Genomic DNA, 12,514 nt, shown 5'->3' on the forward strand with positions numbered 1-12,514 from the left:
GACACCAGAGGGAACCAGAGGGGAACCGCATGACCAGCACACCCACTCCCCCGAGCACGCCATCGCCGACGACGGCCTCCTGGGAGGAACTCGTCACCGCCGCCCTGCTCGGCACGGACCGGCGTACGCCGCCGGGCAGCGAGCCCGGACCGGGTGCGCCGGCCGCGCTGCTCGACGCGGCGGCCGCGGAGACCGTCCGTCGCCGTGCCGGGCTGCGGCCGGCCCGTGCGGCGCGGCGCCCCGACCCGGCCCCCGCGGATCCGCGCCCGCCCCTGCCCGCCGCGGCCGCCCGGCGCCTCACGATGCTGCTCGCCGACCGGCCCGGCGCCGCGACCGGCGGGCGCCGGGGGGCCGCGCCCGATCTGATGGAGCTGCTGCCCCAGTGGCTGGCGACGGCCAACACGCGCGGTTTCGCGGCGCCGCCCGCGGCGCTTCCGGCACTGCTGGACGCGGCACGCGGGCGCACGGACCTGCGGCCGGCGGCGCTGCGGTTCGCGGGGCCCCGTGCCCTGTGGCTGGCCCGGCTGAATCCGGACTGGCGGTTCGCCCTGCGTGCCACGCCGGGCGGCGGGACCGCGCTGCCCGGTCCCGACGCCGCGGACCGGGTCCGGCGGCTCTGGGACGAGGGCCTGTTCGCCGAACGGGTCGCCCTGCTGGCCTCCCTGCGCGCCCGCGACCCGGCCGGCGCGCGCGGGCTGCTGGCCTCGACCTGGGCGACGGAGCGGGCCGAGGACCGGCTGATGTTCCTCGACTCGCTGCGGACCGGACTCGCACCGGCGGACGAGCCCTTCCTGGAGCAGGCGCTGGCCGACCGCAGCCGCAATGTCCGGGCGACGGCGGCGGAGCTGCTGTCGGCCCTGCCGGGCTCGGCGCTGGCCGCGCGGATGGCGGCCCGGGCCGTGACCTGCGTGTCCCTCGACCGCGCCCCGGACCGTACGGCGATCGCCGTCGAGGCGCCGCACGAGTGCGACGCGGGCATGGAGCGGGACGGCGTGGTGGCCAAGCCGCCCGGCGGGCGGGGCGAACGGTCCTGGTGGCTCGGTCAGTTGGTCGAGGCGGCCCCGCTGGCGACCTGGCCGGCTCGGCTCGGCGGACGCGGCCCCGAGGAGATCGTCGCCCTGCCGGTGGCGGACGGCTGGCGGGGCGAACTGCACGCGGCATGGTGCCGGGCGGCGGTGCGACAACGCGACGGGGCGTGGGCGCGGGCGTTGCTGGGAGCCCCCACGGCGCCCGAGGCCGGTGGTCCCGGCGCGGTGTCCCTGGCCGAGCGGGCCAAGCTGCTCGGCACGCTGAGGGCGGGTGAACGGGCCGATTGGGTGGCGGGTTTCATCGCCACCCACGGGCTGTCCGAGGCGTTCCAGCTGCTCGGCATGTGCGGGGTGCCGTGGGCCCCGTCGCTCGGACGTGCCGTGGTGGACGCGCTCGACATCGCCCGGGACGCCGGGAGTTATCCGTGGAGCTTCAGCGGCGTGATGGGGCTGGCCGAACGCTGCCTCGACCCCGCGGAGGCGGGCCGCCTCAACGGCCTGCTGGCGATACCGGACGAGTCGGAGGACGCGTCGCCGGGCGCCGGTGGCTACTGGGCGGAGGCCTTCCAACGGCTCGTCACGACACTGCGGTTGCGGGCGGCGATGGCGGAGGAGCTGGCAGCGGGATAGGGCGTGGCGCACGCGTGGGAGCCGCCGGCACCCGCGACCGCCCGAGAGGGGGGCGGTTACGCCTCCGCGTGTTCCCGCACGTTCGCGCGGACCCAGTTCACGATCGACGCCGTCGTGGCACCCGGCGTGAAGATCTCGGCGACGCCCTTCTCCTTCAGCGGAGCGATGTCCGCCTCGGGGATGATCCCGCCGCCGAAGACGAGGATGTCCGCCGCGTCCCGTTCCCGCAGCAGCGCGATCACGGCGGCGAAGAGCGTGTTGTGCGCACCGGAGAGGATGGACAGCCCGATCGCGTCGGCGTCCTCCTGGATCGCGGTGTCCACGATCTGCTCGGGTGTCTGGTGAAGCCCGGTGTAGATGACCTCCATACCGGCGTCACGCAGGGCCCGCGCGATCACCTTGGCCCCGCGATCGTGGCCGTCGAGCCCCGGCTTGGCCACCACCACGCGGATCGGACCGGCTGCCACACCCATCACTGCCTCCATGAAGCGACTACATCCATCCGTACCGACAAGTACCGCACACTTCGCCGACGCCGTACACAGCAGCGCGGCACTCGGAACCGCACCGTCGTGCACGAAGTCCGCACAGCGCGCGCCTTCGCGGCACGCATGCCCCGCACCACGGCGTGCGGGAAGTGAACGAACGTTATCTCCAGCATCCCGCAACCGGCAGTTTCGCGGTGGATACAGAGGGGGAAATCACACGGTGGGACACGTTCGCCGCGCACCGCACCAGGGCGCGGCGACATCACGCGCACGGAGAGCCGCAGCGAGGGCGGGACGGGAAAGCAGCGGGCCCCGCCGCCGTATCACCGACACCACGAGACACCACGGGCCAGACGAATCCCACAGGTCAGACCAGACCCGTGGGACACCCTTGGCTCGGATACCGCACGTCGACACACCCATCCGGGTAAACCTCGCGGACATCGCCAATCACTGGTGTCACGGCACTCCAACGAGGGCACACGGGGGACAGACGCGTCCCTGCGCGTGCCGGACGGAGGTCGGCCCCATGAAGGTCACCACGGCAGCACTGCCCCTTCTTCCGCTTTTTCAGCGTCTCCTCCCGGGCTTGCCCGGCCTGCCCGGGATCCCGGGACTACCGGAACTGGCGAGGCTGCCCGGACGGCTGACCGGGCTCTCCCTGACCTTCCTGAAGGCGAGCGCCCTGGAGGTCGCGATCCTCGCCGGGCATCTGCTCCTCTACCCCTCGGGGATCGTCCAGGAGCGCCGCCCCTCCCTGCCCCTCCCGTCCGCCGGCTCACGGGACCCGGAGCCCTCCCCGCCCACCCCCCGGCTCCCGGCCCCCGCGAGCACGCCGGTCGTCCTGCTGCACGGCTTCATCGACAACCGCTCCGTCTTCCTGCTGCTGCGCCGCAGCCTGGCCCAGCACGGCAGGCACCAGGTCGATTCGCTGAACTACTCCCCCCTGACCTGCGACATCCGCACGGCGGCCGAATTGCTCGGCCGGCACATCGAGGAGATCTGCGAGCGCACCGGCAGCGAGCGCGTGGACGTCGTCGGGCACAGCCTCGGCGGGCTGATCGCGCGGTACTACGTGCAGCGGCTCGGCGGTGACCTGCGGGTCCGGACGCTGGTGACGCTCGGTACCCCGCACTCCGGCACCCGCGTGGTCCCGCTGGCCAACGCGCACCCGATCGTGCGCCAGATGCGCCCCGGGTCGGCGGTGATCGAGGAGCTGTCCCGGCCCACGCCCGGCTGCCGTACGCAGTTCGTCAGCTTCTGGAGCGACCTGGACCGGGTGATGGACCCGCTGGAGACGGCTTGTCTCGACCATCCCGACCTGACCGTGCAGAACGTACGGGTGAGCGGCGTCGGCCACCTCGCGCTGCCGGTGCACCCGGCCGTGGCCACGGGGATCCGGCAGGCACTGGACGCCATCGAGGCGGAGAGCGAGGCGGAGACGGATGGACGAGCGGGATCCGGTGGGCGAGCGGGCCCGGGCGGACGAGCCGGTGGTCTGACGGTCGCCTGACTCCGAAACAACCCGTTCAGCATCGAACACCACTCGAACAAAAAGCCAAACTCGTGCCCGCCGTCCCCCAAAACACGGCCGATTGCCCGTTTCCTGCGCCAGCGAAACCTGACGAAGATTGTCGTGCCCGTATACCGCCGGGTACAGTCGCCGCACTGCTCTGGCAGCCCCTGTTGTCGAGGCGAAAGAGAAGTTGGTGAACGACCGTCACCCGTCGGGGACCATGACCACCCCGGCTTCGGCTTCCGACGCCGCGTCGGCGCATTACGCGTCGTACGGCACAGGGGAGGCCCAGTACGGCGACCTCACCACGTACGGCGGCTACGACACCACTGGTTTTCCGACCAACGGCCCCGCCCCCGCGGCCTTCGACGCGGACCCCCTCTTCGGCAGCCTGCCGGGCCACACCACCGGCACCTACGACACGACGGGCTCGTACGGCACCACGGGCACCTACGACACCACCCAGTGGTCCGACGGCGGCGGGCAGCAGCACCACGACGCGTACGCCGCCCAGCACCACTCCGGCTACGACTCCGGGCCCTACGACGCGACCGCGTGGACGGCCGGTTACCAGGATCCCGCCGGTGTGCAGCCGCAGGCCACGGGCGCCGAGGCCACCGGGCAGTGGGACACCGGCGCCTGGACCCAGCCGGACCCGTCCGGCAGCCCGGCCGACGCGACCCAGCAGTGGGACTGGGGCACGCAGACCTTCGAGACCGGCAGCTTCGAGACCGGTGCCTTCGCCACCGGCACCCTGGACACCGGCGCTTTCCAGACGGTCGCCTTCGACGAGACCGCCGCCTTCGAGACGGCCACCTTCGAGGCCACGGCTTTCGAGACGGCCACCTTCGAGGCCAACGCCTTCGCCACCGGCACGTTCGACACCGGGGCCTACGACGCCACCCAGTGGAACCCCCATGGCACCACCGCGCACCCGGCGGAGCCCGCGGCAGCGCAGGACGCCACCTCGGACATCCTGTCCGCCGGGGACGAACCGGCCCCGCACGAAGACGAGTTGACCGCCACCGGCGAACTCCCCACCGCGACCGTCCTCCTGGACGGCCAGGAGGAGATCACCCCGGCCACCCGCATCCCGGCCGCGCGCGGCGCCTCCCGGGCCGGGGCGCGTTCCCGCCGCCGCCAGCCCGCCAAGCGCTCCGCGCTGCTGACCATCGCCGTGCCGTCGGCCTGCGTGATGAGCGTCGCCGGTATCGCGGCCGCCTCCGTCGGCAGCCTGACCGGCGACGAGGGCACGGAGACCACGGCGGCGGCCGCGGACCCGGGCGATCAGCAGGCGGCGCCGGTGAAGCCGTCCACGGCCAACAACAAGCTGGACACCCAGCTCACCAGCCTCGCCGCCGGAGCCGACGACTTCGCCGACCGGGCCAGCCGGACGCAGGAGCGCATCGACCTCAAGGCCGAGCAGGCCGCCGAGAAGAAGCGCGCGGCGGAGGAGGCGGCCCGCAAGGAGCGGCTGCGCCCCAAGTTCGCCCTCCCGGTGGCGCAGCACGGCCTCAGCGCGTACTACGGGCAGGCCGGCATCAACTGGATGTCCGTGCACAGCGGCATCGACTTCCCCGTGTCGTACGGGACGACGGTGATGGCCGCGACCGACGGCACCGTCCGGACGCAGTACAACAGCGCGTACGGCAACATGATGATCGTGACGGCGAAGGACGGCACGGAGACGTGGTACTGCCACCTCTCCAGTTACCAGGTTCCCTCGGGTACGAGCGTCAAAGCCGGTGACGCCATCGCATTCTCCGGCAACTCGGGCAACTCGACCGGCCCGCACCTGCACTTCGAGGTGCGCCCCTCGGGCGGCTCGGCGATCGACCCGCTGTCGTGGCTGCGCAGCCACGGACTCAACCCTCAGTGACGCCGTAGCGGCTCAGCCGTCGGCCCGCCCCCGGTGTGTGCGCCGCCCGGCCGCGGACCCGAGCCGCAGCCCGGGCCCGCGCGGCCGGTCCGGCACCGTCAGAGCTTCTCCACCGGCGCGTACCGCAGCAGCAGCCGCTTCGGCTTGGTGTCGCCGAAGTCGATGGTCGCCTCGGCGTTGGACCCGGTGCCCTTGACCCCGACGACCGTCCCGAGCCCGAACTGGTCGTGCGTGACGCGGTCGCCGACCGCCAGGGACACCGTGGGCTGCTCCGCTCCGGCGGACCGGCGGGTGGCGAAGCCGGACGCGCCCGACGCCGAGGAACGGGAACGGGACGACGACAGCGAGGCCGCCACTCCCGAGACCGGCGCGGAGGGAGCCGGTCCGTTCGCACCGGTGCGCTTCCACTCCAGGTGGGGGGCCGGGATCTCCTCCAGGAAGCGCGAGGGCGGGTTGTAGGAGGGCTGGCCCCAGGCGCTGCGCAGGGTGGACCGGGTCAGGTAGAGCCGCTCGCGGGCGCGGGTGATGCCGACGTACGCCAGCCGCCGTTCCTCCTCCAGCTCCTTGGCCTGGCCGAGGGCGCGCATGTGCGGGAAGACGCCGTCCTCCATGCCGGTGAGGAAGACGACCGGGAACTCCAGGCCCTTGGCGGTGTGCAGGGTCATCAGGGTAACGACGCCGTCGCCGTCCTCCTCGTCCGGGATCTGGTCGGAGTCGGCGACCAGGGCGACCTTCTCCAGGAAGTCGGCGAGGGTGCCGGCCTCCTCGCCCTCGGCACGCTCCTGCTCGAACTCCAGGGCGACGGCCGCGAGTTCCTGGAGGTTCTCGATGCGGGTCTCGTCCTGCGGGTCGGTGGATGCCTGCAACTCGGCGAGGTAGCCGGTGCGTTCGAGGATCGCCTCCAGGACGGTCGCGGGTCCGGCGCCGGACTCGACGATGGTGCGCAGGTCCTCCATGAGCGTGTTGAACCGCTTGACGGCGTTGGCGGAACGCGCCGCCATGCCGTACGCCTCGTCGACGCGCTTGAGCGCCTGCGGGAAGCTGATCTTCTCGCGCTGCGACAGCGCGTCGATCATCGCCTCGGCCCGGTCGCCGATGCCGCGCTTGGGGACGTTGAGGATCCGGCGCAGCGGCACCGAGTCCTCCGGGTTGGCCAGCACCCGCAGGTAGGCCAGGACGTCCCGGACCTCCTTGCGCTCGTAGAAGCGGACGCCGCCGACGACCTTGTAGGGCAGGCCGGTGCGGATGAAGACCTCTTCGAAGACACGGGACTGCGCGTTGGTGCGGTAGAAGACGGCGACGTCGCCCGCCTTGGCCTCGCCCGCGTCCGTGAGACGGTCTATCTCGTCGGCGACGAACTGGGCCTCGTCGTGCTCGGTGTCGGCGACGTACCCGGTGATCTGCGCGCCGGCGCCTTGGTTGGTCCACAGGTTCTTGGGCCGGCGGGACTCATTGCGCTCGATGACCGCGTTGGCGGCGGTGAGGATGGTCTGGGTGGAGCGGTAGTTCTGCTCCAGGAGGATCGTCGTCGCGTTCGGGTAGTCCTCCTCGAACTGGAGGATGTTGCGGATGGTGGCGCCGCGGAAGGCGTAGATCGACTGGTCGGCGTCGCCCACCACGCACAGCTCGGCGGGCGGGACCTCGGCCTCGGGCGGCACGTCGACCGGGTGCTCGGAGGTGCCGACCAGTTCGCGCACCAGGGCGTACTGGGCGTGGTTGGTGTCCTGGTACTCGTCGACCATGACGTGCCGGAAGCGGCGGCGGTAGTGCTCGGCGACGTCCGGGAAGGCGCGGAGCAGGTTGACCGTCGTCATGATCAGGTCGTCGAAGTCGAGGGCGTTGGCCTCACGCAGCCGCGACTGGTACATGGCGTACGCCTGGGCGAGCGTCTTCTCGAAGCCGTCGGTGGCCTGCGCGGCGAAGTCCTCCTCGTCGATCAGCTCGTTCTTCAGGTTGCTGATCTTGGCGCTGAAGGACTTGGGCGGGAAGCGCTTGGGGTCCAGGTCGAGGTCGCGGCAGACCAGCGCCATGAGCCGCTTGGAGTCGGCGGCGTCGTAGATCGAGAAGGACGACGTGAAGCCGAGCCGCTTCGACTCGCGGCGCAGGATGCGGACGCAGGCGCTGTGGAAGGTCATCACCCACATCGCGTTGGCGCGCGGGCCGACGAGCTGCTCGACGCGCTCCTTCATCTCCCCGGCGGCCTTGTTGGTGAAGGTGATCGCGAGGATCTGGCCCGGGTGGACGCCGCGCTCGGCCAGCAGGTGGGCGATGCGGTGGGTGAGCACGCGGGTCTTGCCGGAGCCGGCGCCGGCCACGATGAGCAGGGGGGAGCCGGAGTGCACCACGGCGGCGCGCTGGTTGTCGTTCAGCCCGTCCAGGAGGGCGGCCGGGTCCAGGGCGGGGCGCGGGGCGCCGTCCCGGTAGTACCGGTCGCGCTCCGGGGGCGCGTCGAACTTCCCGCCGAACAGATCGTGCGGGACCGGCTCCGGTCCGTGACCGTCCTCGGGCGGCGGCGGGGGTTCCTCCTCGTGACCCCGGGGGGTCTGGAGGCTCGCCAGGAAGCTGTCGTCAAAGAGGCTGCTCATCGCTCTCCGAGTCTAGGGCGCCCCACCGACAACCCGGCGCCACCCCGGAAAATGTCCGGGACACCTCACACCGGTACACCCTGCGACCTGCCGGGACACGAAGAGTGACGCCCGCCGCCAAGGTCACGAAAATGTATCGGGCATATCACCCACCAACCTTCACAGCGGCCACACGAGTTGGCTACGGTGCGGGCAGGCCGAACGACCCCCTCCGGCGAACCTCGCCGGGCCGCGCGGCCTCCGCCGAGTCCGGCGTGCCCGCCACGGCGCCCGGAGCCGGGGACCCAACCGAGAACTTGGGGTGAATCGGCCGTACCGCCCTCCATGAGGACGGTCCGCCGTAGGGCAACCCTTCCGTGCCGCCCGAACCCGACAGCTAACCCGGTAGGCGGAGCACTTGGAAGGAGCGCCTCCTTGGCGTCGCACCGCAAGTCGCGCCCCACCGGATCACGCGTCGCGGGCATACGGACCCCGGCCCTCGCCACAGCGGCCCTCACCTCCGTCGCCCTGCTGTCCCAGACGGCGAACGCCACCCCGTCGGACGACGACAGGCCGAGCCTCGAAGAGGTCGAGAAGAAGGTCGACGACCTCTACCGCCAGGCGGGGTCGGCCACCGAGAAGTACAACGCGGCCAAGGAGAAGACCGCCAAGCAGCGCAAGAAGGTCGACACGCTCCTCGACGACGTCGCCCAGCGCACCCAGAAGCTCAACGACGCGCGCGAGGAGCTGGGTTCCTTCGCCTCCGCGCAGTACCGCACGGGCACGGCGGTCCCGGAGACGGCGACCTTCCTGCTCGCGGACTCGCCGCAGGAGTACTTCGACCAGAACCAGCTGATGGGCCGGCTCACCGGCCGTCAGAAGACGGCGGTCGACGACTACGTCACGCAGCAGTCCGAGACGATGAAGAAGCGCCGGGAGGCCGCCGAGAGCCTGGAGACGCTCACCGGCTCGCAGCAGGACCTGAAGACGGCCAAGTCGACCGTCCAGAAGAAGCTCGCCACCGCGCGTGAACTGCTCTCGAAGCTGACCGCCGAGGAGAAGGCCCGGCTCGCGGCGATCGAGAAGAAGAAGCAGGAGGAGGCCGCCCGCAAGGCCGCGGAGCTGGCCGAGCAGCAGGCCCGGCAGCAGGCCGAGGAGCGCGAGCGGCGGGAGGAGGCCGCACAGCAGGAGAGCGGCGGTGGCTCCTCCACCGGTTCCTCGGAGTCCGGCGGCAGCGGCTCCTCGACGCCGGACTCGTCGTACGGCACCAAGGCCGAGAAGGCGCTCGGCTTCGCCCGCGCCCAGATCGGCAAGCCGTACGTCTGGGGCGCCACCGGCCCCGGCTCCTACGACTGCTCCGGCCTCACCCAGGCCGCCTGGAAGGCCGCGGGGGTGACGCTGCCGCGCGTCACGTACGACCAGGTCAACGCCGGAACGACCGTCCCCGTCTCCCAGGCGCAACCCGGTGACCTGGTCTTCTTCTACGACGACCTCAGCCACGTCGGCCTCTACATCGGCAACGGCATGATGATCCACGCCCCGAAGCCGGGTGCGTACGTGCGCGAGGAGTCGATCTACTACGACGGCGAGTCGTCGATCCACAGCGTGGTGCGCCCGGCCTGACCGGCGCGGCTCTCTAGCATCGGGGGCATGTCGTCAGGCACTTCGTCAGGCACTCTCCCCTCCCCCCTGCGCGCCTGGTGGGCGCAGCGTCCACCGGCGGCCGGGGCCGCGGTCATGGCGACCGGCATCCTGTCGGTCGCCCTGCACCTGACGGGACACGAGGTCCTGTCCCGCGTCGCCCTGTTCCTGGCCTGCGCCGCCTGGCTGACCCTGGCGGCGAACTTCGTCTACCTGCTGCTGGCCGAGCGCCCGCAGTGGCTGACCCGGGCGGGGACACCGGGCGCGCTCACCGCGGTCGCCGCGACCACCGTGCTCGGCACCCGGTTCGCGCTGCTCGGCTGGACGACCCTGGCCGCGGCGCTGCTGGCGCTGGCGGCGCTCCTGTGGCCGGTGCTGATCCTCCTGGTCGTGCGGCACTGGGGGCGCAGGATGCCGGGGGCGGTGTTCCTGGGGTGCGTGGCCACGGAGGGGCTGGCGGTGCTCGGCGCCACGCTGTCCGCGGCCACCTCGACGCCCTGGCTGGCCCACGCGGCGCTGGTGCCGTTCTGGCTGGGGATCGTGCTCTACCTGATCGCACTGTTCCGCTTCGATCTGCGGCAGGTGGCCCTGGGTTCCGGTGACCACTGGGTGGCGGGCGGTGCGCTCGCCATCTCGGCCCTCGCCGGCGCCAAACTGATCGCCGCGGCCGGGACCGGCATGTACCTGTGGAACTCCGACGACAGCGCCGTGCTGCACGACGTGACCGTCTTCCTGCTCACCCTCGACCTCGCCTGGTACGTCGTCCTGCTGGTCGCCGAGTTCGTCTGGCCGCGGGTCCGCTACGACGTGCGGCGCTGGTCGACGGTCTTCCCGCTCGGCATGACGGCGGCGGCGACGCTCTCCGTGGCCGCCGCGATCGACGTCGCGTGGCTGGACGCACCCGGCCAGGTCCTGCTGTGGATCGCGGTGGCCGGATGGCTGGCGGTCGCGGCGGGAGCGGTCGTCCAGGCCCGGGCCGGGGTGCGGTCCGCGGGCACGGGGGCCTCCGCCGTCACGTCCACAGCACCGCGATGAAGATGTTCGCGACGGTCAGCAGGCCCACGAGGCCGAACAGCGGCTTGTCGACCTTCTCGTCGTCGCGCTTCACGTAGACCAGGCCGAGGATCACGATCAGCAGGGCGAGCTTCACCCCGATCTTGACGTTGTCCACGGACTGGTCGTCGGCCTGGTTGAGGCCGACCAGGGCGACACCGGTGACCAGCATCGTCAGCGCGCCGTGCAGCATCGCGGGGATGAAGCGGGCCGTGCCGCTGCCCATCGCCTTCATCTGAGTCAGGAAGCCGCCGAGGAGCGCGGCGATGCCGATGATGTGCAGACCGACGAAGAGGTGGATGAGTACGTCCATGAGGCCGGAGCCTAATGAGCGGCCGGAGGCCGGCCGACACCGGCCCGACCGTGCCTGAGCCGCCCCGGTGCGGAGAGCGGCGCATATATGCGTCCCATAACAGCTCAGGTGCCTCACCCGCCCCCGATCGGGCAGCTCGGTCATCACCCCGCGTGAAGACGACGGCCGCCGGACGGGCACGCGGTCAGATGCGTACGCGGGCCGATCCGGTACCGCCACTTCCGCGCATCCCGTCACCGGGCCGTTACCGACGCGCCTAGCGTCCTCCCCCAGGCAGCCGGAGCGTACCGGAGCCGACCCGGCACGGGCCGGAGTCGAGTCGTACGGAAGGACGTGGATCGCAGGTGGGAACGCACCGCAGGCCGCGACAGCGTGTGACGGGCGGCGGCAGAGCCCGTACGGCGGCCACCATCACCCTCGCGGGCGCGGCCACCGCGACGGGCCTGGGCGGGACCGGTCACGCCGACCCGCAGCCGACGGCGGCCCAGGTCAGGGCCAAGGTGGACACGCTGTACCAGCAGGCGGAGGTCGCGACCGAGAGGTACAACGGCTCCAAGGAGAAGGCGGACGCCGCCGAACAGCGCCTGGAGAAGCTGCGGGACCAGGCCGCCCGCAAGGAGGACCGGCTGAACTCGGCCCGGGAGGCGCTGGGGTCGGTCGCCGCGGCTCAGTACCGAAGCGGCGGCCTCGACCCGGCCGTGCAGCTCATGCTCTCCGCCGACCCCGACCGGTACCTCGACGGCGCCGCCTTCGTCGAACGCGCGGGCAGCCGGCAGACGGCCGCCGTGGGCCGGGTGCGCAAGGAGCTGCGGGACATCGAGCGACTGCGCGGCGCCGCCCGCGTCGAGCTGACCTCGCTGACGTCACGCCGGGCCGAACTGAAACGCCACCGCGAGACCGTCACCGGCAAACTGGAGACGGCCCGCCGCCTGCTGTCCCGGCTGACGGCGGAGGAACGCGACCGGTTGGGCCAGGGCACGGGTGACCGCGCGTCCCGCTCGTCCGCGGACGACCGGCAGCCACTGTCCGCCCCGTCCGCCCAGGCCCCCAACTCCCGTGCCGCGGCGGCCGTCGCCTACGCCTACCGGAAGCTGGGCAGCCCCTACGTGTGGGGCGCGACCGGTCCGAGCGCCTTCGACTGCTCCGGCCTCACCCAGGCCGCCTACCGCGCCGCGGGCGTCTCCCTCCCCCGCACCACCTACGCCCAGATCGACGCCGGCCGCCGCGTCGCCCGGTCCGAACTGCTCCCCGGTGACCTCGTCTTCTTCTACTCCGGCATCAGCCACGTCGGCATCTACGTCGGCAAGGGCCAGATGATCCACGCCCCGAACCCGTCGGCCCCGGTCCGGGTGGCACCCGTCGACCAGATGCCGTTCGCGGGAGCGGCGCGGGTGGTGTGACG

General features: G+C 72.3%; 9 protein-coding genes and 1 riboswitch. Of the genes, 6 read left to right on the plus strand and 3 right to left on the minus strand.

Annotated features, from left to right (window positions below):
• The first annotated feature begins 29 nt into the window (after window positions 1-29).
• A complete protein-coding gene (locus ACZ67M_RS14490; protein WP_469851064.1) occupies window positions 30-1,658 on the plus strand; it encodes a DUF5691 domain-containing protein in 1,629 nt (542 codons plus the stop codon).
• Window positions 1,659-1,714: 56 nt separating this feature from the next.
• Here the strand turns inward: ACZ67M_RS14490 and ACZ67M_RS14495 are convergent, their stop codons facing one another.
• Complete coding sequence (locus tag ACZ67M_RS14495) at window positions 1,715-2,131, minus strand: cobalamin B12-binding domain-containing protein (RefSeq protein WP_125492772.1); 417 nt, start codon at window positions 2,129-2,131, stop codon at window positions 1,715-1,717.
• A 544-nt stretch (window positions 2,132-2,675) separates the two neighbouring features.
• Here ACZ67M_RS14495 and ACZ67M_RS14500 point away from each other — a divergent pair.
• Complete coding sequence (locus ACZ67M_RS14500) at window positions 2,676-3,659, plus strand: esterase/lipase family protein (RefSeq protein WP_467319730.1); 984 nt, start codon at window positions 2,676-2,678, stop codon at window positions 3,657-3,659.
• Between the two features lie 196 nt (window positions 3,660-3,855).
• A complete protein-coding gene (locus ACZ67M_RS14505) occupies window positions 3,856-5,541 on the plus strand; it encodes a M23 family metallopeptidase (protein ID WP_469851066.1) in 1,686 nt (561 codons plus the stop codon).
• 98 nt (window positions 5,542-5,639) lie between these two features.
• On the opposite strand, the gene pcrA is transcribed toward ACZ67M_RS14505, so the two are convergent.
• Window positions 5,640-8,126, minus strand: a complete 2,487-nt coding sequence (pcrA, locus tag ACZ67M_RS14510; RefSeq protein WP_392010036.1) for a DNA helicase PcrA — start codon at window positions 8,124-8,126, stop codon at window positions 5,640-5,642.
• Window positions 8,127-8,357: 231 nt separating this feature from the next.
• A riboswitch (cyclic di-AMP (ydaO/yuaA leader) is annotated at window positions 8,358-8,532 on the plus strand.
• 8 nt (window positions 8,533-8,540) lie between these two features.
• Here pcrA and ACZ67M_RS14515 point away from each other — a divergent pair.
• Window positions 8,541-9,728: a C40 family peptidase gene (locus ACZ67M_RS14515; protein ID WP_361352735.1), complete on the plus strand. Its 1,188-nt coding sequence runs from the start codon at window positions 8,541-8,543 to the stop codon at window positions 9,726-9,728.
• 27 nt (window positions 9,729-9,755) lie between these two features.
• On the plus strand, window positions 9,756-10,781 hold the full coding sequence (locus ACZ67M_RS14520; RefSeq protein ID WP_361352738.1) for a tellurite resistance/C4-dicarboxylate transporter family protein: 1,026 nt from the start codon (window positions 9,756-9,758) through the stop codon (window positions 10,779-10,781).
• On the opposite strand, the gene ACZ67M_RS14525 is transcribed toward ACZ67M_RS14520, so the two are convergent.
• Complete coding sequence (locus ACZ67M_RS14525) at window positions 10,759-11,112, minus strand: hypothetical protein (RefSeq protein ID WP_361352741.1); 354 nt, start codon at window positions 11,110-11,112, stop codon at window positions 10,759-10,761. The two genes, ACZ67M_RS14520 and ACZ67M_RS14525, sit on opposite strands and share 23 nt — an antisense overlap.
• A gap of 344 nt (window positions 11,113-11,456) precedes the next feature.
• On the opposite strand from ACZ67M_RS14525, the gene ACZ67M_RS14530 reads away from it, so the two are divergent.
• Window positions 11,457-12,512 carry a C40 family peptidase gene (locus ACZ67M_RS14530; protein ID WP_469851068.1) on the plus strand — a complete coding sequence of 352 codons (1,056 nt, stop codon included), beginning with the start codon at window positions 11,457-11,459 and terminating at the stop codon, window positions 12,510-12,512.
• Window positions 12,513-12,514: the final 2 nt, after the last annotated feature.

Source organism: Streptomyces sp. NPDC107500, from assembly GCF_055582785.1.